This window comes from Paracoccus sp. Z118 (assembly GCF_019061185.1).
Classification (GTDB): domain Bacteria; phylum Pseudomonadota; class Alphaproteobacteria; order Rhodobacterales; family Rhodobacteraceae; genus Paracoccus.
This window is the reverse complement of the sequence record NZ_JAHQZU010000003.1, coordinates 40,463-65,095: the sequence shown is the minus strand read 5'-3', so window position 1 is coordinate 65,095 and position 24,633 is coordinate 40,463. Positions and strand designations below refer to the sequence as shown.

Genomic DNA, 24,633 nt, shown 5'->3' with positions numbered 1-24,633 from the left:
GATGACCCCCGCGGACATCGAGAACCCGCGCGGCCCCCGCCGCGCGCGGTTCGGCTCCTCCGGTCTGCCGCGCGTGATGAAACGCGCGGCTGGCTTCGTCTTCTCGCTTGCGATCACGCTGTTCGGCCTGCTGCTGGTGACGTTCCTGATCGCCCGCGTGGTGCCGCTGGACCCGGTTCTGGCCGTGGTCGGCGACCGCGCGACGCAAGCGCAATACGAGGCCGCGCGCGAGGCGATGGGCCTTGACCGGCCGCTGCCGGTCCAGTTCGTGGAGTATGTCGGCGACGTGGTGACGGGCGATCTGGGCCGCTCGAACCTGACCTCGCGCCCGGTGACCGAGGATATCCGCCGCGCCTTCCCCGCCACGCTGGAACTGGCGACGCTGGCGACGATCATCGGCGTGATGCTGGGGATTCCAGCCGGGGTGATCGGCGCGGTCAATCAGGGGCGATGGCCCGATCATATCATCCGGGTGGTGGGGCTGCTGGGCTATTCGATGCCGGTCTTCTGGCTGGGGCTGGTCGCGCTGCTGATCTTCTACGGCCAGCTCGGCTGGACCGCCGGGCCGGGACGGCTCGATGTGAGCGAGCAGTTCACCTATGAGCTGGAGGTGGCGCGGCGCACCGGCTCGGTCATCATCGACAGCGCCCTGTCGGGCGCGTGGGACGTGTTCCGCAACGCCCTCGCCCATGTGGTGCTGCCCGCTGGGGTGCTGGGTTATTTCTCGATGGCCTATATCTCGCGGATGACGCGGTCGTTCATGCTGGAGCAGCTGGGGCAGGAATACGTCACCGCCGCGCGGGTGAAGGGCGTGCCGGAATGGCGCGTCGTCTGGGTCCACGCGCTCGGCAACGCGATGGTCCCGCTGATCACGGTGATCGTGCTGTCCTATGCCGGGCTGCTGGAAGGCTCGGTGCTGACCGAAACCGTGTTCGCATGGCCGGGGCTCGGGCTCTACATCACGCAGGCGCTGTTCGCGGCCGACTTCAACGCAGTTCTCGGCGGGACGCTGGTGATCGGGGCGATGTTCATCGTGCTGAACCTGCTGTCCGACATCCTCTACACCATCGTCGATCCGAGGGCGCGATGAGCCAGGCGCACACCACCCCCCCGACCCTGCGCGAGTGGCTTTCCACCGACACCCCCCGCTCGCGCTTTCAGGCGCGCAGCATCGCCATCTGGAACGCTTGGCGCACCCTGTCGTCCAACGGGCTGGCCATGCTGGGGCTGGCGATCATCGTGGTTCTGGTGCTGATGGCCCTGTTCGCGCCGTGGATCGCGACCCATGAGCCGAACGCCCAGAACCTCACCGGCCGGCTGAACCCGCCGGGGTGGGAGGGACATCTGCTCGGCACGGACGAGCTTGGCCGCGACATCTTCTCGCGCATCGTCTTCGGGGCGCGGGTGACGCTGTATATCGTGGCGCTGGTCGCGGTGACGGCGCCGGTCTTCGGGCTGATCGTCGGCACCGTCGCGGGGACGATGGGCGGCTGGACCGACCGGGTGCTGATGCGGATGACCGACATCTTCCTGGCGTTCCCCCGGCTGATCCTCGCGCTGGCCTTCGTCGCGGCCCTCGGCCCCGGCATCTTCAACGCGGTGCTGGCGATCGCGCTGACGGCGTGGCCGGCTTACGCCCGCGTTGCGCGGGCCGAGACGCTGACCGTGCGCCGGTCCGACTACATCGCCGCCGCCCGGCTTCAGGGCGCCAGCACCTTCCGCATCATCACCGGCCATGTCATGCCGATGTGCCTGTCCTCGGTGATCGTGCGGGTGACGCTGGACATGGCGGGGATCATCCTGACGGCCGCCGGGCTCGGCTTCCTCGGCCTCGGCGCGCAGCCGCCGCAGGCCGAATGGGGGGCGATGATCTCCACCGGGCGGCAGTATCTGCTGTCGCACTGGTGGGTCGCCACCATTCCCGGCATCGCGATCCTGACCGTCAGCTTGGGCTTCAACCTGCTGGGCGACGCTTTGCGCGACGTGCTGGACCCGCGGGCGGCGACGAAATGAGCGCGCCGCTTCTCTCCGTTCGCGATCTGACCGTGACCTTCGACACCCGGCGCGGCCCGTTCGAGGCCGTGCGCGGCGTCTCGTTCGACGTGGGGCGCGAGCGGGTCGGCATCGTCGGCGAGTCCGGCTCGGGCAAGTCGATGACCGGTCGTGCGATCCTCGGCCTCGTGCGCCCGCCCGGGCGGGTCGGGGCGTCGCGCCTGACCTTCGACGGCACCGAGCTGCCGGGCCTGCCCGAGCGGCAGATGCGGACCATCCGCGGGCGCCGCATCTCCATGGTGATGCAGGACCCGCGCTATTCGCTCAACCCGGTGATGACCGTCGGCCGCCAGATCGCCGAGGCGCTGCGCGTCCACGGCCGCCCTTCGCGCGCGGAAATCCGCAAACGGTCGCTCGACATGCTGGCCGAAGTGCAGATCCGCGACCCGGAGCGGGTGCTGACGGCCTATCCGCACGAGCTTTCCGGCGGGATGGGCCAGCGCGTGATGATCGCCATGATGCTGGTGACGCAGCCCGAACTGCTGATCGCGGACGAGCCGACCTCCGCGCTGGACGTGACCGTGCAGCTCGAAGTGCTGCGCATCCTCGACGATCTGGTGCGGCGGCGCGGCATGGGGCTGATCTTCATCAGCCACGACCTGCGGCTGGTCTCCACCTTCTGCGACCGGGTGCTGGTGATGTATCGCGGCCGTATCGTGGAAGAGATCAAGGCTTCGCTTCTGCATCAGGCGCAGCATCCCTACACGCAGGGTCTTCTGAACTGCCTGCCCCGGATCGGCGGCGGGCATGAGGCGCTGCCCACATTGCAGCGCCAGGACGCATGGAACGACGCATGAGCCAGCCGCCCCGCATCGAGGTCGAGAACCTGACCGTCACCTTCGGCGAGGGCCGCCGCCACGTCGTCGCGGTGGACCGGGTGTCGTTCCGGGTGGAGCCGGGCGAATCCTACGGTCTTGTCGGCGAATCCGGGTCGGGCAAGTCCACCGTCCTGCGAGCCATCTGCGGGCTCGCGCCGATCGAGGGCGGGCGGGTGCTGATCGACGGCCAGAACCTGACCGGTGCGCGGTCCCGCGCCTTCACCCGGCAGGTGCAGATGGTGTTCCAGGACCCCTACGGCTCGCTGCACCCGCGCCACACGATCGACCGCATCCTGTCCGAGCCGCTGTCCATCCACGGCTTCCAAGGCCGCGACCAGCGGATCACCCAGGCGCTGGAGGATGTGGGGCTGGACCCCGCCTTCCGCTTCCGCCTGCCGCACCAGCTTTCCGGCGGCCAGCGCCAGCGCATCGCCATCGCCCGCGCCCTGATCCTCGAGCCGACCGTCCTGCTGCTGGACGAGCCGACCAGCGCGCTCGACGCCTCGATCCAGGCCGAGATCCTGAACCTGCTGACCCGGCTACGGCGGGAAAAGCAGCTGACCTACCTGTTCGTGAGCCACGATCTGGCCGTGATCGACCACATGTGCGACCGGCTGCTGGTCATGCGCGGCGGCAAGGCGGTCGAGGAGATGACCGACGGCGCGCTCGCCAGCCGGGACGTGGACAGCGACTACACCCGCGCGCTGATGAAGGCGAGCGAGGGGTTCGTTCGGCCCGGAGCAGCCTGAACCCGGCCACCTCTTGCGGTTGTGATCTTGCGCGATAGCCACCGCCATCCCGCCACGGCATCAGCGTTTGATGATAAGCGCCTTGATGCGCGGCGCGAAGGCGATCAACCTTTCCCGTGAGCCTCACGCGCTCATGGGGAAGGAACGCGGGATGAACGGGAGCGAAGCCCTTGACCCTCGCGGCCGAGGCCTTGGCACTGGCGCTCGCCACCGACGCGCAGGAAGGGCTGAGCGCCGCGGCGGCCGCTGCGCCGTCGGGGGTAAAAACGCCGCGCAGACCGGACGCCCGCGCGGCGCGGGTCGTCACAGCACCTTGTCGAACGCCTGCGTCAGCGTTGCCACGGTCGCGTCCACGTCCCGCAGCTTGTCCAGCCCGAACAGGCCCAGCCGGAAGGTGTGGAAGTCGGCGCCCTCGCCCACCTGCAGCGGCACCCCGGCGGCGATCTGCAAGCCTTCGGCGGCGAACTTGCTGCCGTTCTGGATCGCCGGATCGTCGGTGTAGCTGACGACGACCCCCGGCGCGGCAAAGCCATCGGCGGCGACCGAGCGCACGCCGCGCTCCTTCAGCGCCGCGCGGACGGCGTTGCCGAGCTTCCATTGAGCGTCTCGCGCAGCATCCCAGCCCATGTCGCGCGTCTCGACCATGGCGTCGCGCAGCACCACCAGCCCGTCAGTCGGCAAGGTCGCGTGATAGGCGTGGCCGCCATCCTCATACGCCTTCATGATCGCGCGCCATTTCTTCAGATCCAGCGCGAAGCTGTCGCTGGTCGTCGCCTCCAGCCGCTCCAGCCCGCGGGCCGAAAGCATGACCATCCCGGCGCAGGGCGTTCCGCTCCACCCCTTCTGCGGGGCCGAGATCAGCACGTCCACGCCGGTCTGGCGCATGTCCACCCAGATCGCGCCCGAGGCGATGCAGTCCAGCACCATCAGCGCGTCCACCTCGTGCGCCGCATCGGCCAGCGCGCGGATATAGTCGTCGGGCAGGATCAGCCCGGCCGACGTCTCCACATGCGGGGCGAAGACGACCGACGGTTTCGCGCTGCGGATTTCCGCCACCACGTCCTCGATCGGCGGCGGGGCGTAGGCGGGCTGCGGGGCGTTGCCTTCGGCCCGCGCCTTCTCGACCGCGGCCTCGCCGTCGAACTTGGCCATCTCGTGAATCTGGGTCCAGCGGAAGCTGAACCAGCCGTTGCGGACGATCAGCGCGTTCGCGTCGCGGGCGAACTGGCGGGCGACCGATTCCATCGCGAATGTGCCGCCGCCGGGAACCAGCGCCATCGCCTCGGCCCCATAGACGTCGCAGGCGATGCCCGAGATGTCGCGCATGACCTGCTGGAAGCGCTTGCTCATGTGGTTGAGGCTGCGGTCGGTGAACACGACCGAGAACTCGCGCAGGCCCCCCGGATCGACATCGGGATGCGGGAGTTGCTGAGGATCGGTGGACATGGCGCTTTTCCCTTGCAAGATCTGTTGGGTGGCAGGCTAGCCGCGCCACGGCGCGGGCGCCAGTCTTCGGCGACGGCAGTCTTGCGGGCGTAATGCCGCGCGCTTACCTTTGCCGCACACAGATCGGACATTTGATTTCCATGCGTATCGGCATCCTCAAGACCGGCCAGTCGCCCGACCTCCTGCGCGGCGAGCTGGGCGATTACGACACCATGTTCGAACGGCTGCTCGCCGGGCGCGGCTTCACCTTCGACAGCTACCATGTCGAGGCGATGACGTTTCCCGAAAGCGTCCATGCCGCCGATGGCTGGCTCATCACCGGCTCGCGCCACGGCGTCTATGAGGATCATCCGTTCATCCCCCGCTTGGAGCAGTTCATCCGCGACGCCTTCGAGGCCGAGGTGCCGCTGGTCGGCGTCTGCTTCGGCCACCAGATCATCGCCCAGGCGATGGGCGGGCGCGTGGTCAAGCACCCCAAGGGCTGGCGCGTCGGCGCGAACGACTACGTGATCGGCGGCGAGAAGATGGTGCTGAACGCCTGGCATCAGGATCAGGTCGTGGACCTGCCGCCCGGCGCCGAGATCGCGGGCACCAACGCGTTCTGCCAAGCCGCCGCGCTGGTCTATGACCACCGCGCCTTCACCGTGCAGCCCCACCCGGAGTTTCCCGACACCTTCATCGACGGGCTGATGGAGCATCGCGGCGGCGCGGTGCCGGACGAATTGCTCGACAAGGCCCGCGCCCGGCGGGGCGAGGCGGACTCGGCCGCGATGGCCGACCGGATCGAGGCGTTCTTCAAGGACCCGAAGGCCACAGCGGAAAGCCTCGTCTGATGTATGTCCCGCCCGCCTTCGCCGAAGACCGGCCCGAGGTGCTGGGCGCGCTGATGGCCAGCCATCCGCTGGCGACGCTCATCACCCAGGGCGCGGACGGGCTGACGGCGAACCTGATCCCCCTGCTGCACGATCCGGCTGGGGCCGTGCTGCGCGGCCATCTGGCCCGCGCCAATCCGCAGATCGCCGACCTGCGGGCAATGGAAGCGGCCGGGCAACCTGCGCTGGTGGTTTTCCAGGGGGCGCAGGCCTATATCTCGCCCGGCTGGTATGCGACCAAGCGCGAGACGGGCAAGGTCGTGCCGACCTGGAACTACCTCGCCGTGCAGGTGCGCGGCGTGCCGCGGGTCTTCGACGATGCGGGTTGGCTGCGGGCGCAGGTGGACGATCTGACCGGCCGGATGGAGGCCGCCGAGCCCGATCCCTGGGCGGTGGACGATGCGCCCGAAGCTTTCGTCGCCGCGCAGCTTCGCGGAATCGTCGGGGTGGAAATCCCGGTGGCGCGGATCGCCGGCAAATGGAAGGCCAGCCAGAACCGCCCCGCCGCAGACCGCGCGGGCGTGATCGAGGCGCTGACCGCGCAGCAGAACCCGATGGCGGGCGTCGTTCCCGACCCCTGAATCCTCAAGCCAAGCCGGCCCGAGCCGGCGGAAAGTTCCCATGGCAGACTGGTTGAAAGACACGCCGGAAGCAGCCCGCAGCTATATCGAGGGGCGGCGGCTGGACGAGGTCGAGTGCATCGTCCCCGACATCGCCGGGGTCGCGCGCGGCAAGGCGATGCCCGCCTCGAAGTTCGCCAAGCAGCCCAGCTTCTACCTGCCCAACAGCATCTTCCTGCAGACGATCACCGGGGAATGGGCCGAAAATCCGCATGGCGCCTTCACCGAGCCGGACATGGTCTGCGTGCCCGACTACTCGACCACCAGCGCCGCGCCCTGGACGGCAGACTACACGTTGCAGGTCATCCATGACGTGATGGATCAGCAGGGCGCGCCGATGCCGGCCGCGCCACGCAACGTGCTCAAGCGCATCGTCGGGCTGTATGCCGAGCGCGGATGGCGCCCGATCGTCGCGCCCGAGATGGAGTTCTTCCTCGTCGCCCGCAATATCGACCCGAACCAGCCGATCCAGCCGCCGATGGGCCGGTCCGGCCGGCGGGCGGCCGCCAAGCAGGCCTATTCGCTGTCGGCGGTGGACGAATACGGCAAGGTGATCGACGACATCTATGATTTCGCCGAGGCGCAGGGGTTCGAGATCGACGGCATCCTGCAGGAAGGCGGCGCGGGCCAAGTGGAAATCAACCTCGCCCATGGCGATCCGGTGCGGCTGGCGGACGAGATCTTCTACTTCAAGCGCCTCATCCGCGAGGCGGCGCTGCGCCACGACTGCTTCGCGACCTTCATGGCCAAGCCCATCGAGGGCGAGCCGGGCAGCGCCATGCATATCCATCATTCGGTGATCGACGTGGCGACCGGGCGCAACATCTTCTCGGACGAGCAGGGGCGCGAGACGCCCGCCTTCCTGAATTTCGTCGGCGGGATGCAGACCCACCTGCCCGCCGCGATCGCGCTGCTGGCGCCCTATGTGAACAGCTATCGCCGTTACGTCCCCGATTTCGCCGCGCCCATCAACCTGGAATGGGGCCGCGACAACCGGACCACGGGGCTGCGGGTTCCGATCTCCGATTCCGAGGGCCGGCGGGTGGAAAACCGCCTCGCCGGGATGGACTGCAACCCGTATCTGGGGCTCGCGGCATCGCTCGCCACCGGATTCCTGGGGCTGATCGAGGAAAAGCCGCCCCGCGCCGAATGTATCGGCGACGCCTACATGTCGGAGGACGAGCTTCCCACCAATCTCGGCGACGCGCTGGACCTCATGGCCGCGTCGGAACCCATGCGCGAGGTTCTGGGGACCGAGTTCGTGGACGTCTATGAGGCAGTGAAGCGGAACGAATACAAGGAGTTCCTGCAGGTCATCAGCCCGTGGGAGCGGGAGCATCTGCTGCTGAACGTCTGATCCGGCAGGACCGGGGGCCAGCCCCCGGACCCCCGGGATATTTATGCGAAGAAGAAAGTGGCAGCGATGGACCTGCTGTTCTCGAATGATCGGCGGGGGGAATATCCGCCGAGCCTTTATGCCGACCGGCTGGGCGACACGGCGGCGCGGCCTTCGCTGCGCGGCGAGGTCCGGGCGGATGTCGCCATCGTCGGCGCGGGTTTCACCGGGCTGTCGGCGGCGCTGCATCTGGCGCGCGCCGGGCGGCGGGTTGTCGTGCTGGAGGCGCACCGGGCGGGCTTCGGTGCGTCGGGGCGCAATGGCGGGCAGGTCGGGTCGGGCCAGCGGCTGGAGGTGGACGAGCTGGAGAGGATGGCCGGACGCGGCGCGGCGCGGCAGCTGTGGGACATGGCCGAGGAAGCGAAGGCGCTGACGCGGGGGCTGGCAGCCGCCTCGGGCGTGGCGTTCCATCCCGGCATCGCCCATGCCGCGCGGACGAAGGGCGAAGTCGCCCACGCCCATGCGATGGCCGAGCGGCTGGCGCGTGACTACGGCTATGACAAGGTGCAGCCGCTGGACCGCGACGGCCTGCGGGCGCTGGTGAAGTCCGACGCCTATGTCGGCGGCGACATCGACCGGGGGGCCGGGCATCTGGACCCGCTGGCGCTGACGCTCGGGATCGCGCGGCAGGCCGAGGCGGGGGGCGCGGAGATCTTTGAGTTGAGCCATGTCCACCATATCACCCATGCGGACCGGGCGGGCGGGACAAGCGTCGTGCAGACCGGCGCGGGGCGGGCCGTCTGCGATCACGTCATCCTCGCCGCGAATGGCTATCTCGGCAATCTCGACGACCGGATCGCGGCAAGGGTCATGCCGATCAACAACTTCGTCGTTGCCACCGCGCCGTTGGGCGAGCGCGCCAGCGAGGTTCTGGCCGAGAATATCGGCGTCCACGACACCCGCTTCGTCGTGAATTACTGGCGGCTGAGCGAGGATCGGCGGCTGATCTTCGGCGGCGGCGAGAATGTCAGCTACCGATTTCCGCGCGACATCGCCGGCAAGGTGCGGCGGGCGATGCTGCAGGTCTATCCGCAGCTTGCCGGCGTGCCGATCACCCATGCCTGGGGCGGCACGCTCGCCATCACCATGAACCGGATGCCGGTCTTCGCCCGCCCTGCCCCGAACTGCCTGTCGGCCAGCGGCTATTCCGGCCACGGGGTGGCGATCGCCAATCTTGCGGGCAAGCTGATGGCGCAGGCGGTGCAGGGCCAGTCCGAGGGGTTCGACACCATGGCCGCCCTGCCGCAGCCCGGTTTTCCCGGCGGGGCCGCGCTGCGCTGGCCGCTGCTGGTGGCGGGCATGTCTTGGTATTCGTTGCGCGACCGGCTGGGGTTCTGAGTGCTATCTGCGGGGCCGTTCGCGCAGCTGGTTGATCCGTTTCTGCATCTTGGCCGCGCGGCGCTTGTGATAGGCGCGGATGACCGGCACGGCGATCTGATGGACCGTCACCCCGGCGATGATGCCGGGGATGAATCCGCCGACCAGATAGGGCAGGAAGATGCTGTCGTAGAACGCCGCCAGCCGGTCCCAATGGACCGGCGCATCGGTGAAGATCGCCAGGATGTTCTGCCACAGCTGCCCGCCGGCGGCGGTGAATTCGCCCAGGATCGCGCCGGGCGACATCGTGCCCTCCACCCCCAGCATCCAGCGGCCGAGGCTGACGGAAAGGACCGCGATCAGCGGCATCGTGACCGGGTTGCCGAAGAAGGTGCCGAGCACCGCTGCCAGCAGGTTGCCGCGGATGAAACCGGCGATGGCGACCGCCAGCAGCACATGGGCGCCGAAGAACGGCGTGAAGTTCACGAAGGTGCCGGCGCCGAGCCCGCGTCCGATGCGCTGCGGCTGGTCCGGCAGGCGGCGCACGCGGTGGGCGAGATAGATCGCCGCCCGGCTCCACCCGCCGCGAGGCCAGACCGAATCCGAAACGATCTGGCCGTAGCTGCGCGGCCTGCGCTTGAACACCGTCTCTACCCTCCGGCGCGGACCATTACAGGCCAGCCCTTCCTGAAACGCGATCAGACGCGGCGCGCCGAATCCCGGATTCGGGAAACTTGCGCGACATCGCTTTCCGCTTCCAGCGCCGTCATCAGCGCGTGCAGATGTTCGCGGTCCCGCAGGGTAACTTCAACCCGCAGCTTGTAGAAATCCGGCTTGCGGTCCTCGAACATCAGATCGGTGATGTTGGCGCCCTGCTGGCCGATCATGGTGCAGATGCGGCCCAGCACCCCCGCGTCGTGCCGGATGGTGATCGACAGCGCGGTGGAATAGGCGGGGGGGTGCTGCCCCTCGCGCCAGTGCAGATCGACCCAGCGGTCGGGCTGATCCTCGAACTCGGCCAGCACCGGGCAGTCGATGGCGTGGATCACCACGCCCTTGCCGCGATAGGTGATGCCGACGATCCGCTCGCCCGGCAGCGGGGTGCAGCAGGGGCCGCGGGTGAATTCCTGATCGGCCGCAAGCCCGGCGACGGCGCGCCTGGCGTCGATCTCGTCCTCGGGCGGGGCGAGGTTGGGATAGAGCGTGGCGATCACCTGCTGGGCCGACAGCTCGGCGCTGCCGATGCGGGCCAGAAGCTCGTCGGCATCCGGCAGCGCGAGCGAGCGGGCGGCGGTCCGCAGCGCCTTGTCGGTGACCTTGCGGCCGACATGCTCGAACGCCACGCGCGTCAGCTCCGACCCCAGCCGGATGAAGCGCGAGCGGTCCTGTTCCCGCAGGCTGCGCCGGATCGCGGCCTTGGCGCGGCCCGTCGCCACGATGTCCAGCCATGTCGCCTGCGGGCGTTGGCCCGAGGCGGCGATGATGTCCACCGACTGGCCGTTTTTCAGCCGGGTCCACAGCGGCACCCGGATGCCATCGACCTTGGCCCCGACGCAGGAATTACCCAGTCGGGTGTGGATCGCATAGGCGAAGTCGATCGGCGTCGCGCCTTTCGGCAGCTGGATCACGTCGCCCTTGGGCGAGAAGCAGAACACCTGATCCTGATACATCTCGAGCTTCACATGCTCGAGGAACTCGTCGTGATCCTCCTCGCCGAAGCGCTCGGTCAGGGTCGAGATCCACTCGCCCGGATCGACGGCGAAGGGGTTGTTGGTCGGCACCCCGTCGCGATAGGCCCAGTGCGCCGCGACCCCCGCCTCGGCCACCTCGTGCATCTGGCGGGTGCGGATCTGCACCTCGACCCGTGTGCCGTCGCGTCCCGACACCGTGGTGTGGATCGAGCGGTAGCCGTTGCTTTTCGGCTGGCTGATATAATCCTTGAACCGCCCCGGCACCGCCCGCCAGCGGCGGTGGATCAGGCCGAGCGCGCGGTAGCAGTCGGCCTCGGACCGGGTGATGATGCGGAAGCCGTAGATGTCCGACAGCCGGCTGAATGCGAGCTGCTTTTCCTGCATCTTGCGCCAGACGCTGAACGGCTTCTTGGCGCGGCCGAAGACCTCGGCCTCGATCCCCGCCTTTTCCAGTTCGACCCGGATATCGGCGGTGATCTTGGGGATGATGTCGCCGGTTTCCCGTTGCAGGGTAACGAAGCGGCGGATGATGGAACTGCGGGCCTCGGGGTTGATGACCTTGAAGGCGAGGTCCTCAAGCTCCTCGCGCATCCACTGCATTCCCATGCGCCCTGCGAGCGGCGCGAAGATGTCCATCGTTTCGCGGGCCTTCTGGACCTGCTTGTCCGGCCGCATGGACCGGATCGTCCGCATGTTGTGCAGCCGGTCGGCAAGCTTCACCAGGATCACGCGAAGATCCCGTGACATCGCCATGAAAAGCTTGCGAAAATTCTCGGCCTGCTTGGACTGTGCGCCGGACAGTTGCAGGTTGGTCAGCTTGGTGACGCCATCAACAAGGTCGGCGATCTCGCGCCCGAACAGCCCCGCGATGTCGGACCAGGTCGAGCGGGTATCCTCGATCGTGTCGTGCAGCAGGGCGGTGATGATGGTCGCGTCGTCCAGCCGCATCTCGGTCAGGATGGCGGCAACGGCGGCGGGGTGGGTGAAATAGGGCTCGCCCGAATGGCGGAACTGGCCCTCGTGCATCCGCTGGCCATAGGTCCAGGCCTGGGCGATCAGATCGGCATTGGTGCGCGGGTTGTAGTTGCGCACCAGCGCGATCAGGTCCTCGCAGTCGATCTCGGGCATGCGCACCGCGCGGCCGGGTCTGGCGTCCGCGGGCTTCGGCTCGGGCGGTCCGGTCTGGGGCGCGGGCGCGACGCTGGGGTCAGGTCGCGTATCCGCCCGTGCTTCGATCCCTTGCTCGCCCAGTTGGTGCCTCGCCTCTCTCCCGGCCGGGGTGCCTTGCGGGACCGTCAGCCCCGGTTGTTGGCTTCCAGCATCATCCGCAGGACCCGCTCCTCGTTCTCTTCGCTCACGGGGCGGGGGCGGTCCACTTCGGCGCCCAGCAGCAGGGCCATTGCGTCATCCTCGGGCTCGTCAACCTCGATCTGGGTCTGGGTGGACTGGATCATGCGCTCGCGCAGGTCATCGACGGGCTGGGTTTCGTCGGCGATCTCGCGCAGGGCGACGACGGGGTTCTTGTCGTTGTCGCGGTCGATGGTGATCGGGCTGCCGGCCGCGATTTCGCGGGCGCGGTGCGACGCCAGCATCACCAGATCGAACCGGTTCGGAACCTTGTCGACGCAATCTTCGACGGTCACGCGGGCCATGGATCACCTTTCGCTGCGAATCGGATGGGGGCGAAGAGGCAGAGTTGGCGATCCTGCGCCGGAATGTCAAGGGAAAGGCCGGATCTCCGCCAGCTCGTCGGGCGGCAGCGCGGCCAGCATCTGCGCGACCGTCTGCCCGGTGAGCGGATGCCGCCAGAGCGGGGCGATGTCCGCCAGCGGGACCAGCACGAAGCCGCGATCCTGAAGCCGCGGATGGGGCAGGATCAGGGCGCCCGGCGCCTCCACCCCCTGCCGATGGGGCGGCAGCGCCCGCCAGTGTCCCTGGGTGGCGGCATCCGGCCAGATCTCGTCGCCCACCGCCAGCAGGTCGAGGTCGATCGCCCGCGCCGACCACCGGCCCCCGTGCCGGGTCCGGCCCAGCTCCGCCTCGATCCGGTGCAGCATCGCCAACAGGTCCGGGGCGGCAAGTCCGGTCCGCAGCGCCGCGCAGGCGTTAACGAAGTCCGGCCCGCTGCCGGGCGGAAAGGCGGGGGTGCGCCGGAACCTGCTGACAGCGACGATTCGCGCGCCGCTGGCGGCGATCCGGCGGAGCGCCGCGCGCAGGGTGGCGTCGGGAAAACCTGTCGAACTGGTCAGGTTTGCTCCAAGGGCGATCAACGCTAGCTTCGGTCCACCCATTTTCACTGCCTCAATTCGGGTCAAGGATTTTCCCATGTTTTACAAGGACGACAGGCTGGCGCTGTTCATCGACGGGGCCAACCTGCACGCCGCGGCCAGATCGCTTGGCTTCGACATCGACTACAAGCTGCTCAGGCAGGAATTCGAGCGGCGCGGCAAGCTGATCCGCGCGTATTACTACACCGCCCTTCTGGACAGCGACGAATATTCCCCGATCCGCCCGCTGATCGACTGGCTGAACTACAACGGCTTCACGCTGGTGACGAAACCCGCCAAGGAGTTCACCGACCCGGCGGGCCGGCGCAAGGTCAAGGGCAGCATGGATATCGACCTTGCCGTGAACGCGATGGAGCTTGCGCCCCGGCTGGATCATGCGGTGCTGTTTTCCGGCGATGGCGATTTCCGCCCCCTGGTCGAGGCGCTGCAGCGGCAGGCGGTGCGGGTGTCGGTCGTCTCGACCCTGCGCAGCCAGCCGCCGATGATCGCGGACGAGCTGCGCCGGCAGGCCGACAACTTCATCGAGCTGGAGGCCCTGCGCGACGTGATCGGCCGCCCCCCGCGCGAGCGCGACACCCCACCGGCGCCCGTCACCACCGAGACCTGAGCGCCCGCCTCGCATCTGGACTGCGGGGGCGGAAGCGATTAGGTCTGCGCCATGATCGCGAAACCGCCTTTGACCCTATATCTCGCCGCCCCGCGCGGCTTCTGCGCGGGCGTGGACCGCGCCGTGAAGATCGTCGAGCTCGCGCTGCAGAAATGGGGCGCGCCGGTCTATGTCCGACATGAGATCGTGCACAACAAGTTCGTCGTGGACGGGCTGCGCGCGCAGGGCGCGGTGTTCGTCGAGGAGCTGGACGAATGCCCCAGCGACCGGCCGGTGATCTTCTCGGCCCACGGCGTGCCCAAGTCGGTCCCCGCCGAGGCCGAGCGGCGGCAGATGATCTATGTGGACGCGACCTGCCCGCTGGTCAGCAAGGTCCATGTCGAGGCCGAGCGCCACCATGACGCGGGCCTGCAGATGATCATGGTCGGCCATGCCGGGCATCCCGAGGTGCTGGGGACGATGGGCCAACTGCCCGAGGGCGAGGTGATCCTGGTCGAAACCGTCGAGGATGTGGCGAAGGTCCAACCCCGCGACCCCCAGCGGCTGGCATGGATCACCCAGACGACGCTGTCGGTGGACGACACCGCCGACATCATCGACGCGCTGACGGCGCGCTTTCCGGCCATCGTCGGCCCGGCGAAGGACGACATCTGCTACGCCACCACCAACCGGCAGGCGGCGGTCAAGGCAGTCGCGCCGCTGATCGACGCGCTGCTGGTGGTGGGGGCGCCCAACAGCTCGAACTCACGCCGGCTGGTCGAGGTGGGGCGCGCGGCGGGCTGCGCCCATTCGCAGCTGGTGATGCGCGCCGCCGACATCGACTGGCGGGCGCTGGACGGCATCCGCTCGGTCGGCGTCACCGCCGGGGCCAGCGCGCCGGAAGTGCTGGTGGACGAGGTGATCGAGGCGTTCCGCGAGCGCTACGAGGTAACCGTGGACCTGGTCGAGACGGCGCGGGAGCGGGTCGAGTTCAAGGTGCCGCGCGTCCTGCGCGCGCCCGTGGCGGGCTGAGCCGCCGCAGCCGGGGGCGCTTCGCCCCCCGGACCCCCAGAGGATATTTGCGGACAGAAGATGGGCTGGCCCGACGCGGCCATTCGTCCTGCCGCCGAAAGGAATTGCCATGCCCCAACTTCTCGCCTGGACCGACGGCGCTTGCAGCGGCAATCCCGGACCGGGCGGCTGGGGTGTGCTGATGCGGGCCGTCGATGGCGAGGCCGTCCTGAAGGAGCGGGAGATGTCAGGCGGCGAGGCGATGACGACCAACAACCGGATGGAGCTGATGGCCGCCATCGCCGCGCTGGAGACGCTGACACGGGATTCCACCATCACCATCACCACCGACAGCGCCTATGTGAAGAACGGCGTCACCGCGTGGATTCACGGCTGGAAGCGGAACGGCTGGAAGACCGCAGACCGCAAGCCGGTGAAGAACGTCGATCTGTGGCAGCGGCTGGATGCCGCGCAGGTCCGCCATCGGGTGACATGGGCGTGGATCAAGGGCCATGCAGGCCATCCCGAAAACGAGCGCGCGGACGAGCTTGCCCGCGCGGGCATGGCGCCCTTCAAGTGAGCGCTTTCCCGTCCGCGCGGCAGGCAATAGGCTGCGGTGCGATCCCTTCAGGAGCCATCCCATGCTGACCATCCACGGCGTCACCCGCTCGCGCGCCTCGCGCATCATCTGGCTGTGCCACGAGCTGGACCTGCCCTTCCTTCAGATCCCGGTGATCCAGGCCTACCGCCTTGGCGATGCGGACGCGCCGGATGCGCCGCTGAACACCCGCTCGGCCGAGTTCCTGAAGCTCTCGCCCGCCGGCGCGATCCCGGTGATGGAGGATGACGGGCTGGTGCTGTCGGAATCGCTCGCCTGCACGCTGCATCTGGCGCGCAAGCACGGGCGCGGCGGGCTTGGCCCGGCGGACGAGGTTGAGGATGCGCTGATGCTGCAATGGTCCCTCTATGCCGCGACCGCCATCGAGCCGGACGCGCTGACGCTGATGATGCTGCACCGGCCCGGCCGGGTGCAGTCGGGCGACGATGCGGCGCTGGTCGCAAGCGCCGCCGAGCGGCTGGTGCGGCCGATGACGGTCCTGGACGCGCATCTGGCGAGCCACAAGCACCTGGTCGGCGGCCGTTTCACCGTGGCCGATGTGAACGTGGCCGAGATCGTCCGCTATGCGCAGGGCTACGGCAAGCTGATGGACCAGTTCCCGGCGGTGCAGGCGTGGCTGAAGGCGTGCCATGAGCGGCCGGCTTTCCAGCGGACCTGGAAGGACCGGATGGCCGAGCCGGAATGACCGAAGGCCGCGCCGGGCATCTGCGGGTTGCCGGGCGGGCGCCCGCCGTGAAATAACCCGCCAACCAGAACAGACCGGACCCGAGCAGCATGGCCGACGATCTTCTTTCCGGCGCGGATCGCGCCACCGACAGCTATTCCGCATCCTCCATCGAGGTGCTGGAGGGGCTGGAGCCGGTCCGCAAGCGCCCCGGCATGTATATCGGCGGCACCGATGAACGCGCGCTGCATCATCTGGTGGCGGAAATCCTCGACAACTCGATGGACGAGGCGGTGGCCGGTCACGCCAGCCGGATCGAGGTCGAGCTGCACGCCGACCAGTCCGTCACCATCCGCGACAACGGCCGCGGCATCCCAATCGACCCGCACCCGAAATTCCCCGGCAAGTCGGCGCTGGAGGTGATCCTCTGCACGCTGCACGCGGGCGGCAAGTTCACCGAGGGGGCCTATCAGACCTCGGGCGGGTTGCACGGAGTGGGCGCTTCGGTGGTGAACGCGCTCAGCGACACGATGGTGGTCGAGGTGGCGCGGAACCGCGAGTTGTGGCGGCAGTCCTTCTCTCGCGGGATCTCGCAAGGGCCGGTCGTGAAGGTCGGCCCTGCCCCGAACCGGCGCGGCACCACCGTCACCTTCCACCCCGACGAGCAGATCTTCGGCCACAACCGGTTGAAGCCCGGCCGGATGATGCGGATGGCCAAATCCAAGGCGTATCTGCATTCCGGCGTGGAGATCCGCTGGAAATCGGCGATCGACGATGGCGAGACGCCGCTCGAGGCCGTCTTCCACTTTCCCGGCGGGCTGGCCGATTATCTGGGCGAGCAGCTCGGCAAGGCCTCGACCTATGCCGACCGGCCCTTCGCCGGGACGGTCGATTTCCGCGAGCGTTTCGGCGTGCCGGGCAAGGTGGACTGGGCGATCAACTGGACGCCATCCCGCGACGGCTTCATCCAATCCTACTGCAACACGGTGCCCACGCCCGAAGGCGGCACCCATGAATCCGGTTTCTGGTCCGCGATCCTCAAGGGCGTGCGCGGCTATGGCGAGCTGACCAAGAACCGCAAGGCCGAGAACATCACACGCGACGACCTTCTGACCGGCGGCTGCGCGCTGGTTTCCTGCTTCATCAGCGAACCGGAGTTCGTCGGCCAGACCAAGGACCGGCTGGCGACGACCGAGGCCGCCCGGCTGGTCGAGGGTGCGGTGCGCGACCATTTCGACAACTGGCTGGCGGCGGACACCAAGTCGGCGGGCGCGATCCTCGATTTCCTCGTCCTGCGGGCCGAGGAGCGGCTGCGGCGTCGTCAGGAGAAAGAAACGGCGCGGAAGTCCGCCACCAAGAAGCTGCGGCTTCCCGGCAAGCTGGTGGACTGCTCGTCGAACAGCCGCGAGGGGACCGAGCTTTTCATCGTCGAAGGCGACTCGGCCGGCGGCAGCGCCAAGTCGGCGCGCGAACGCGCCACACAGGCGATCATGCCGATCCGCGGCAAGATCCTGAACGTGCTGGGCGCGGCGTCGTCCAAGCTGAGCCAGAACCAGGAGATCGCGGATCTCTCGCAAGCCTTGGGGGTGGGGCTGGGAAGCCGCTTCAACATCGACGATCTGCGCTATGACAAGGTCATCATCATGACCGACGCCGACGTGGACGGCGCGCATATCGCGTCGCTGCTGATGACGTTCTTCTTCACCCAGATGCGGCCGATGATCGACAAGGGGCACCTGTATCTCGCCTGCCCGCCGCTCTATCGCCTGACGCAGGGGGCCGAGCGGGTCTATGTCGCCGACGACGCCGAGAAGGAGGCGTGGATGGCGAAAGGCCTTGGCGGCAAGGGCAAGATCGACGTGCAGCGCTTCAAGGGTCTGGGCGAGATGGACGCCAAGGACCTGAAGGAAACCACGATGAACCCGGCCACCCGCAAGCTGATCCGCGTCTCGATCGACGACGAGGACGGCGGCGAGACCGGCGATCTGGTCGAGCGCCTGATGGGCAAGAAGCCGGAGCTGCGGTTCCAGTATATCAGCGAGAACGCGCAGTTCGTGGAGGATGAGGGGCTGGATGTGTGAGGGCTGGCGCCTCCCGTCGCCGTGACGACAGCCGGGCGAGCTGCTCACCCGGCTCGACGCGGGGCGGAACGGCGGCTGTCAGGTGCTTGCGCTCCCCATCGCGCCGCAATGCGCCAGCCACTGACGGACTGGCCCCGAGAGGTGGTTACTCCTGCATCCCCTCCAGATACTCCACCAGCGCCACCAGCCGCGCAGGGGTTTCGGTGGGGTGGCCGTCGCCGGCGTCGTAGATGACGGTGCCGTTCTCCAGCAGCTCGCCGAACTGGGGCATGTGGCTGTCGCTGGCGCCCATCGTGTAGCCGTTGATGCGGCCCATCACCTGCAGGCGGGGGAAGGTGCCGCCGTTGCGAGCGCTCAGCGTCGTCAGGTCAGTCGGCGCCGGGGTGAGGCTCGCGGCCATCGGGCCGTCGCCCTTGCCGGACGCGCCGTGGCAGGCGGTGCAGAAACGGGCATAGTCGGCCGCGCCGGTGCGGGGGACGTCCGGCCGGGGGGCGCAGGCGACCAGCAGGGCGGCGCCGGCCAGGACGGCGGCGGACGGAATGGCGAAGTTCATGGCTGTCCCTTTTATCTGTTGCTCCGACTGTGCCGAACGGCAGGGGCGCAGGCAAGGCGCATGCGGCGGGGTTGCAGGATGGCCGCCCGGCCCCGACATTGGGACGATAGCGGGCGCAGGCCGCCCGGAACAGGAACGGACCCGCCGATGAAAGATGCCCCCTTTCCCGCCGCGCCGCTGGCGCTCACCCCCGATCACGTGACCCGCGCCCATCGCGACGTGGCCGAGCCGCCTTATGACACCCGCTGGACGCTGCTGACTGACGACGACCTCGATGCGCTGGCCGAGGAGTTGACGGCGGGCCGCCCCCATCCGGTGCCGATCTTCGCCTATGGCTCGCTGATCTGGAAACCCGACTTCGAGGTCGGCGGCATCCGCAGGGGCGTCGCCCCCGGCTGGCACCGCAGCTTCTGCATCGAGCTGAACCACTGGCGCGGCTCGCCGGACTGCCCCGGCCTGATGCTCGCGCTGGAGCCGGGGGGCAGCTGCTCAGGCCTCATCATGGAGGTCGCGCCGGGCACCGAGCGCGACTCGATGCGCGCGATCCTGCGGCGGGAGCTGGTGGCGCATGAACTGGTGAAGAACGCCCGCTGGATCACGGTGGAGACCGAGCGCGGGACCGAGGAGGCGCTGACCTTCTACGCCGACACGGTCGATCACTCGGTCGTCCACCTGCCGGTCGAAGAGCAGGCGCAGCGGCTCGCCCATGCCTGCGGCCATGCGGGCTCGGGCACGGAATACCTGCAGCGGACGGCCTCGGCGCTGGCCGAACACGGGCTGGACGACCCCTATATCTGGACGCTCCAGCGGCTGGTGGCCGAGGAAATCGACAGCTGGCCGCAGCCCGGCGCGCCCATCGGCGACGTCTAGGAACGCCCGCCGCGCCGTCGCGTTGTCCCCGGAAGCGCGGCAAGGAGGCAGCCATGGCATCAAGCGAAACCACCACCGACCACGACATCATCCGCAAATGGATCGAGGATCGCGGCGGCATCCCCTCGGTCGTCAGGGGAACCGAGGACGACGAGGGCGAAGGCATCCTGCGGGTCGATTTCGCCGAGCGCGACGAGGCGCTGGATGAAATCTCGTGGGAGGAGTTCTTCGAGACCTTCGAGGATCGCGGCCTCGCCTTCCTCTATCAGGAGGAGACGCAGGACGGGAAGGAAAGCCGGTTCTTCAAGTTCGTGAACCGCTGATCCGGGAAGTGGGGCGGTCAGAAGCGGGCGTTGAAGGACAGGCCGATCTCGCTTGCCCCGAGGATCAGGCCGATGGCGGTTCCCGCGGCGGCCTGCGCGGGCGTGTGTTCGCCGGCATCGACGCGGCTGAACGATGCGAGCAAGGCGGCGGCGATCAGCCCCGCCTGCGCCCCCGCGTTGCCATCCACGCATTTGCTGGCAAGGTCCGCAGCTCCGAACGCGGCCGAGGCGGCGTGCCCGCTGGGGAAGCCCTCGCCCATGCCCCTCGGACGGATGCCGAGCGGCGCGCCGACCGTCTTCTTCAGCCCGAGGACCAGCCCGACCTGCAAGCCGCCGCGCAGGGCGAAGTCGCCGAAGCGGTCCTGATCCACGGCGCAGGCGGCGGCAACCAGCGGCAGGCCGTATTTCATCACCGTGCCGAAATCCTCCAGCGGGTCGGCACCGATTGGCGAGGACGCGATCAGGCCTGCGGCGAGCGCCGCCGCCAGCATCCGCGCGCCCGGCGCCGCGCGGGTCAACCGTTCGCGCTCCGGTCCGGCGCGATCAGCCGCACGGTTCGATCCATGCGGGCCGCCAGATCCATGTTGTGAGTCGCGATCAGCGCCGAAAGCCCGGTGTCCCGCACCAGACCCATCAGCATGTCGAACACGTGGTCCGAAGTTGCCGGATCTAGGTTCCCGGTCGGCTCGTCGGCCAGCAGCAGCGCCGGTTCGTTGGCGAGCGCGCGGCAGAAGGCGACACGCTGCTGCTCGCCGCCGGACAGCGCCGCCGGGCGGTGATCCTCGCGCGCGGCAAGGCCGACGCGCTCCAGAAGCCCCCGCGCCCGCTGCCGCGCGGCGGCGTCCGGCACGCCGTTGGCAAGCTGCGGCAGGACGACGTTCTCCAGCGCGGTGAACTCGGGCAGCAGGTGATGGAACTGGTAGACGAAGCCCATCTGCTCGCGCCGGGCCGCAGTCCGGGCGCGGTCGCCGAGGCCAGTCATGTCGCGCCCGGCAAACAGCACGCGGCCGGCGTCGGGCGTGTCCAGCAGCCCAGCGATATGCAGCAGCGTTGATTTTCCCGCGCCGGATGGCGCGACCAGCGCCACGACCTCGCCCCGGCGCACCGTGAGGTCCAGCCCCTTCAGCACCTCGACCGCGCCGGGGGTGCCGGGATTGTAGGTCTTGGCGATCCCTTCCAGCCGCAGCAGCTCACTCATAGCGCAGGGCCTCGACCGGGTTCATCCGGGCCGCGCGGCGGGCCGGGAAGATGGTGACGAGGAACGACAGCGTCAGCGACAGCCCGACCGCCTTGGCGATGTCCACCGCCCGCAGGTCGGCGGGCAGTTCGTAGATGCCCCGCACCGCCGGGTCCCATGCGTCGCCACCCGAGATCCAGTTGATCCCCGCCATGATCGGATCGACGTTCAGCGCCAGCGCGACGCCCAGCACCACGCCGGCGATGGTGCCGATGATCCCGGTGAACGCCCCGCAGAGGAAGAACACCCGCAGCACCGCCCCTTCGGTCAGCCCCATTGTCCGCAGAATCCCGATGTCGCGGCCCTTGTTCTTGACCAGCATGATCAGCCCCGAGGTGATGTTCATCGACGCGATCAGCACCAGCACCGACAGGATGATGAACATGACGTCATCCTCGATATCCAGCGCGGACAGGAACGAGCCGGAGGCGTCGCGCCAGGTCCAGACAAGGCTGCCCGGCACGGCCTGCACCAGCGCGGGGGTCAGCGCGTCCACCCGCTCGGGATCGGCGACATAGACCTGCAATTCGTCCACCGCGCCCTCGCGGTTGAAGTAGCTCTGCGCGTCCGGCAGCGGCATGTAGATGCGGGTGCGATCGATGTCGTAGCGGCCGGCGGTGAAGATATAGACGACCTCGTAGGCCGAGACGCGCGGCGTGGTGCCGAACGGCGTCTGCGCCCCTTCCGGCGAGATCAGCTGCACCCGGTCGCCGATCCCGACGCCCAGTTCGCGGGCGATGCCCGAGCCGATGGCGATGCCGGCCTCAAAGGCCTCGATATCGCCGAAGCCGGTCGCGGGGTCGGCGATGCGGGGGATGCCCTGCAGGTCGTCCAGTGTCAGCCCCAGCACCTCGGCGACGTTGGACCGGCCATGCGCCGTCGCCATGACCTGCCCTTTGACCACCGGATCGACGCGCAGGACCCCCGGCAGATCCTCGATCGCGCCGGCGGCTGCCTGATAATCCGCGATCGTGCCGGCGATGACGTAGGTTTCCTCGGTCAGCGCGTTCTCGATCTGGCTCGGCGGCATATAGACGGTGGTATGGGCGTTCGCGCCGAGGATCGTGTCCACGAACTCGGCCCGGAAGCCCGACCGCACAGCCAGCGTCGCGATCAGCGCCATGACCCCCAGCGCGATGCCGATCAGGCTGATCCAGGTCATCGTGCTGACCCCGCCCTCGGCCCGGCGGGCGCGAAGATAGCGCCAGGCGATCATGAACTCGTAGCGGGAAAACGGGCGCGGGGTCGCCATGCGGGGCCTTTCGTCGAGTGCCGCGCAAACTGCCCCGGCGCCCTCGCCAAGACAAGCCGACAATGGCGTGAAAACCGGCTTGCGGCCGGGCTTGGCGGGCGCGGGACGTTCTGGCACAAGCCGCCCATGGCAAAACCCGTCACCGTCTTCACCTGCACCGCCTGCGGCGCCAACCACCGCAAGTGGTCGGGCCGCTGCGACGCCTGCGGCGAATGGAACTCGATCACCGAAGAAGCGCCGCTGTCGCAGGGGCCGGGCCGCGGGCTCGGCGCGCAGCGGGGCAGGGTCATCCCGCTCGGCGCGCTGTCGGCCAGCGAGCCGCCGCCGCCGCGCACGCCATCCGGCATCGACGAGCTGGACCGGGTGCTCGGCGGCGGGCTGGTGCCCGGCAGCGCGATCCTGGTCGGCGGCGATCCGGGGATCGGCAAATCCACGCTGCTGCTGCAGGCGGCGGCGGCCTTCGCGCGGGCCGGGGCAAGCGCGGTCTACATCTCGGGCGAGGAAGCCGGGGCGCAGCTTCGCCTGCGGGCCCAGCGGCTGGACCTGGCCGACGCACCGGTGCGGCTGGGAACCGAAACCGCCCTGCGCGACATCCTCACGACGCTGGACGCCGAGCGGCCGGATGTGGCGGTGATCGATTCCATCCAGACCCTCTGGTCCGACACGGTCGAGGCCGCGCCCGGCAGCGTCGGACAGGTCCGCGCGGCGGCGCACGAGCTTGTGACCTTCGCCAAGCGCAGTGGCGTCGCGGTGATCCTCGTCGGCCATGTCACCAAGGACGGCCAGATCGCCGGCCCCCGCGTGGTCGAGCACATGGTGGACACGGTGCTGTATTTCGAGGGCGAGCGCGGCCACCAGTTCCGCATCCTCCGCGCAGTCAAGAACCGCTTCGGCCCCTCGGGCGAGATCGGGGTGTTCGAGATGACCGGCGGCGGGCTGGCGGAGGTCGCCAACCCCTCGGCCCTGTTCCTGTCCGAACGCGGCCAACCCAGCCCCGGCAGCGCCGTGTTCGCAGGGATCGAGGGCACCCGCCCCGTCCTGACCGAGATTCAGGCGCTGGTCGCCCCCACCACCCTCGCCTCGCCCCGCCGCACCGTGGTCGGGCTGGACAGCGGCCGCGTCAGCACCATCCTTGCCGTGCTGGAGGCGCGCTGCGCCGTGCCCTTCGCCGGGCTGGACGTGTTCCTGAACGTCGCGGGCGGGATGCGCGTGGCCGAACCCGCCGCCGATCTCGCCATCGCCGCCGCCCTTCTGAGCGCGCGCGAGGATCACGCCCTGCCCGCCGAATCCGTGTTCTTCGGAGAAATCAGCCTGTCCGGCGCGCTGCGGCCCGTCGCTCAGGCGGAAAACAGGTTGAAAGAGGCGCGGAAACTTGGTTTTTCACACGCGATCGTGCCGGCTGGCCAGAAGGCCGACGGCAGCGGCGACATGCGGCTGGACCGTGTGTCCGATCTGACAGGTTTCGTGGGCGAGACATTCGGTGCAGGCTGACCGCCGCGGAATGGCAGGATTTACCGGAATGAAGGCGGTGTGATGGACGGCTTTACCCTTATCGACGGCATTGTGGCGGCCGTGATCGTCCTCTCGGCGATCCTGGCCTATTCGCGGGGCTTCGTACGCGAATCGCTCGCCATCGGCGGCTGGATCGGCGCCGCCGTGCTGGCGTTCCTGTTCGCCGCCGCCGTGCGCCCGATGATCGCGCAGGTGCCGTTCCTCGACCGCTTCCTCGGCGACAGCTGCGAGCTTGGCACCATCGCCGGTTTCGCCGTCGTCTTCGCGCTGGCGCTGGTGCTGTTCTCGATCATCACGCCGCTGTTCTCGTCGGTCGTGCAGCGCTCGGCGCTCGGCGGCGTGGATCAGGGCATGGGCTTCCTGTTCGGGGTCGCGCGCGGCATCCTGCTGGTCGCCATCGCCTTCATCATCTACGACCGGGTGATGCCGACCCAGCCGGTCGCGATGGTGGAAAACTCCCGCTCCTCCAGCGTGTTCGAGCGGATGCGCGGCCAGATGGACGAGCAGATCCCGGCGGACGCCCCCGGCTGGGTCGTCGCCCGCTACGAGCAGCTGGTGCGCGGCTGCACGCCGGTGGCCGCCTCGGTCTCGACCACCCAGACCCCGGCGGGCACCACCACCACGACGACCACCGTGGTCCCCGCGAACTGAGCCGTCGCGCAGCCGTGACATGAAT

At 68.9% G+C, this 24,633-nt stretch carries 26 protein-coding genes; 17 read left to right on the top strand and 9 right to left on the bottom strand.

Features of this window, described 5'->3' with window-relative positions; translation table 11 throughout:
- Position 1 precedes the first annotated feature (1 nt).
- Genes KTN05_RS03210 through KTN05_RS03195 form a run of 4 tightly spaced genes read left to right on the top strand, consistent with a single transcriptional unit; the run spans position 2 to position 3,619 of the window.
- The gene (locus KTN05_RS03210; protein WP_371823262.1) at positions 2 to 1,090 is read left to right on the top strand and encodes an ABC transporter permease; all 1,089 of its coding nucleotides are present in this window, start codon (positions 2 to 4) and stop codon (positions 1,088 to 1,090) included.
- On the top strand, positions 1,087 to 2,013 hold the full coding sequence (gene nikC, locus KTN05_RS03205) for a nickel transporter permease (RefSeq protein ID WP_217327938.1): 927 nt from the start codon (positions 1,087 to 1,089) through the stop codon (positions 2,011 to 2,013). Before KTN05_RS03210 ends, nikC begins: the two co-directional genes overlap by 4 nt.
- Complete coding sequence (locus KTN05_RS03200) at positions 2,010 to 2,849, top strand: ABC transporter ATP-binding protein (protein ID WP_217327937.1); 840 nt, start codon at positions 2,010 to 2,012, stop codon at positions 2,847 to 2,849. The genes nikC and KTN05_RS03200 overlap by 4 nt, the downstream gene beginning before the upstream one ends.
- Entirely contained in the window at positions 2,846 to 3,619 is a 774-nt protein-coding gene (locus tag KTN05_RS03195) for an ABC transporter ATP-binding protein (protein ID WP_217327936.1), read from the top strand. The genes KTN05_RS03200 and KTN05_RS03195 overlap by 4 nt, the downstream gene beginning before the upstream one ends.
- Before the next feature lie 303 nt (positions 3,620 to 3,922).
- Here the strand turns inward: KTN05_RS03195 and KTN05_RS03190 are convergent, their stop codons facing one another.
- Positions 3,923 to 5,065, bottom strand: a complete 1,143-nt coding sequence (locus tag KTN05_RS03190) for an aminotransferase class V-fold PLP-dependent enzyme (protein ID WP_217327935.1) — start codon at positions 5,063 to 5,065, stop codon at positions 3,923 to 3,925.
- Positions 5,066 to 5,205: 140 nt separating this feature from the next.
- Between KTN05_RS03190 and KTN05_RS03185 the strand changes: the two genes are divergently transcribed.
- The 4 genes from KTN05_RS03185 to KTN05_RS03170 all read left to right on the top strand — a co-directional run bounded on the left by KTN05_RS03185 (position 5,206) and on the right by KTN05_RS03170 (position 9,291).
- Positions 5,206 to 5,898, top strand: a complete 693-nt coding sequence (locus KTN05_RS03185; protein ID WP_217327934.1) for a type 1 glutamine amidotransferase — start codon at positions 5,206 to 5,208, stop codon at positions 5,896 to 5,898.
- On the top strand, positions 5,898 to 6,518 hold the full coding sequence (locus tag KTN05_RS03180) for an FMN-binding negative transcriptional regulator (RefSeq protein ID WP_217327933.1): 621 nt from the start codon (positions 5,898 to 5,900) through the stop codon (positions 6,516 to 6,518). Before KTN05_RS03185 ends, KTN05_RS03180 begins: the two co-directional genes overlap by 1 nt.
- A 40-nt stretch (positions 6,519 to 6,558) precedes the next feature.
- On the top strand, positions 6,559 to 7,914 hold the full coding sequence (locus KTN05_RS03175; protein ID WP_217327932.1) for a glutamine synthetase family protein: 1,356 nt from the start codon (positions 6,559 to 6,561) through the stop codon (positions 7,912 to 7,914).
- Positions 7,915 to 7,980: 66 nt separating this feature from the next.
- Complete coding sequence (locus KTN05_RS03170; protein WP_217328101.1) at positions 7,981 to 9,291, top strand: FAD-binding oxidoreductase; 1,311 nt, start codon at positions 7,981 to 7,983, stop codon at positions 9,289 to 9,291.
- Positions 9,292 to 9,294: 3 nt separating this feature from the next.
- Here the strand turns inward: KTN05_RS03170 and KTN05_RS03165 are convergent, their stop codons facing one another.
- From KTN05_RS03165 to folK, 4 genes are all read right to left on the bottom strand, one after another.
- On the bottom strand, positions 9,295 to 9,915 hold the full coding sequence (locus KTN05_RS03165; RefSeq protein WP_217327931.1) for a DUF2062 domain-containing protein: 621 nt from the start codon (positions 9,913 to 9,915) through the stop codon (positions 9,295 to 9,297).
- A gap of 53 nt (positions 9,916 to 9,968) precedes the next feature.
- Positions 9,969 to 12,089: a bifunctional (p)ppGpp synthetase/guanosine-3',5'-bis(diphosphate) 3'-pyrophosphohydrolase gene (locus KTN05_RS03160; protein WP_217327930.1), complete on the bottom strand. Its 2,121-nt coding sequence runs from the start codon at positions 12,087 to 12,089 to the stop codon at positions 9,969 to 9,971.
- 167 nt (positions 12,090 to 12,256) lie between these two features.
- Positions 12,257 to 12,613, bottom strand: coding sequence for a DNA-directed RNA polymerase subunit omega (gene rpoZ, locus KTN05_RS03155; RefSeq protein WP_217327929.1), 357 nt, complete (start codon positions 12,611 to 12,613; stop codon positions 12,257 to 12,259).
- A gap of 66 nt (positions 12,614 to 12,679) precedes the next feature.
- A complete protein-coding gene (folK, locus tag KTN05_RS03150; protein WP_371823261.1) occupies positions 12,680 to 13,231 on the bottom strand; it encodes a 2-amino-4-hydroxy-6-hydroxymethyldihydropteridine diphosphokinase in 552 nt (183 codons plus the stop codon).
- A gap of 55 nt (positions 13,232 to 13,286) precedes the next feature.
- On the opposite strand from folK, the gene KTN05_RS03145 reads away from it, so the two are divergent.
- The 5 genes from KTN05_RS03145 to parE all read left to right on the top strand — a co-directional run bounded on the left by KTN05_RS03145 (position 13,287) and on the right by parE (position 18,210).
- Positions 13,287 to 13,856, top strand: coding sequence for an NYN domain-containing protein (locus KTN05_RS03145; protein WP_217327927.1), 570 nt, complete (start codon positions 13,287 to 13,289; stop codon positions 13,854 to 13,856).
- A gap of 51 nt (positions 13,857 to 13,907) precedes the next feature.
- The gene (gene ispH, locus KTN05_RS03140) at positions 13,908 to 14,867 is read left to right on the top strand and encodes a 4-hydroxy-3-methylbut-2-enyl diphosphate reductase (RefSeq protein WP_217327926.1); all 960 of its coding nucleotides are present in this window, start codon (positions 13,908 to 13,910) and stop codon (positions 14,865 to 14,867) included.
- Positions 14,868 to 14,976: 109 nt separating this feature from the next.
- Positions 14,977 to 15,426: a ribonuclease HI gene (gene rnhA / locus KTN05_RS03135; protein WP_217327925.1), complete on the top strand. Its 450-nt coding sequence runs from the start codon at positions 14,977 to 14,979 to the stop codon at positions 15,424 to 15,426.
- A gap of 61 nt (positions 15,427 to 15,487) precedes the next feature.
- On the top strand, positions 15,488 to 16,150 hold the full coding sequence (locus KTN05_RS03130) for a glutathione S-transferase family protein (protein ID WP_217327924.1): 663 nt from the start codon (positions 15,488 to 15,490) through the stop codon (positions 16,148 to 16,150).
- 89 nt (positions 16,151 to 16,239) lie between these two features.
- Positions 16,240 to 18,210, top strand: a complete 1,971-nt coding sequence (gene parE / locus KTN05_RS03125) for a DNA topoisomerase IV subunit B (protein ID WP_217327923.1) — start codon at positions 16,240 to 16,242, stop codon at positions 18,208 to 18,210.
- A 145-nt stretch (positions 18,211 to 18,355) separates the two neighbouring features.
- Here parE and KTN05_RS03120 read toward each other — a convergent pair whose 3' ends face one another.
- The gene (locus KTN05_RS03120; RefSeq protein ID WP_217327922.1) at positions 18,356 to 18,763 is read right to left on the bottom strand and encodes a cytochrome c; all 408 of its coding nucleotides are present in this window, start codon (positions 18,761 to 18,763) and stop codon (positions 18,356 to 18,358) included.
- Positions 18,764 to 18,910: 147 nt separating this feature from the next.
- Between KTN05_RS03120 and KTN05_RS03115 the strand changes: the two genes are divergently transcribed.
- On the top strand, positions 18,911 to 19,633 hold the full coding sequence (locus KTN05_RS03115) for a gamma-glutamylcyclotransferase (RefSeq protein WP_217327921.1): 723 nt from the start codon (positions 18,911 to 18,913) through the stop codon (positions 19,631 to 19,633).
- A 53-nt stretch (positions 19,634 to 19,686) separates the two neighbouring features.
- Positions 19,687 to 19,956 (top strand): hypothetical protein, encoded by a 270-nt coding sequence (locus KTN05_RS03110; RefSeq protein WP_217327920.1) that lies wholly within the window; start codon positions 19,687 to 19,689, stop codon positions 19,954 to 19,956.
- Between the two features lie 17 nt (positions 19,957 to 19,973).
- Here the strand turns inward: KTN05_RS03110 and KTN05_RS03105 are convergent, their stop codons facing one another.
- From KTN05_RS03105 to KTN05_RS03095, 3 genes are read right to left on the bottom strand one after another with little or no spacing between them, the layout of a single operon-like run.
- Complete coding sequence (locus KTN05_RS03105; protein WP_254367951.1) at positions 19,974 to 20,474, bottom strand: phosphatase PAP2 family protein; 501 nt, start codon at positions 20,472 to 20,474, stop codon at positions 19,974 to 19,976.
- Positions 20,471 to 21,154: an ABC transporter ATP-binding protein gene (locus KTN05_RS03100; protein ID WP_217327919.1), complete on the bottom strand. Its 684-nt coding sequence runs from the start codon at positions 21,152 to 21,154 to the stop codon at positions 20,471 to 20,473. Before KTN05_RS03100 ends, KTN05_RS03105 begins: the two co-directional genes overlap by 4 nt.
- Positions 21,147 to 22,445 carry a lipoprotein-releasing ABC transporter permease subunit gene (locus KTN05_RS03095; protein WP_217327918.1) on the bottom strand — a complete coding sequence of 433 codons (1,299 nt, stop codon included), beginning with the start codon at positions 22,443 to 22,445 and terminating at the stop codon, positions 21,147 to 21,149. The genes KTN05_RS03100 and KTN05_RS03095 overlap by 8 nt, the downstream gene beginning before the upstream one ends.
- 126 nt (positions 22,446 to 22,571) lie before the next feature.
- Between KTN05_RS03095 and radA the strand changes: the two genes are divergently transcribed.
- A complete protein-coding gene (gene radA / locus KTN05_RS03090) occupies positions 22,572 to 23,936 on the top strand; it encodes a DNA repair protein RadA (protein WP_217327917.1) in 1,365 nt (454 codons plus the stop codon).
- A 42-nt stretch (positions 23,937 to 23,978) separates the two neighbouring features.
- The gene (locus tag KTN05_RS03085; protein WP_217327916.1) at positions 23,979 to 24,608 is read left to right on the top strand and encodes a CvpA family protein; all 630 of its coding nucleotides are present in this window, start codon (positions 23,979 to 23,981) and stop codon (positions 24,606 to 24,608) included.
- Positions 24,609 to 24,633 lie beyond the last annotated feature (25 nt).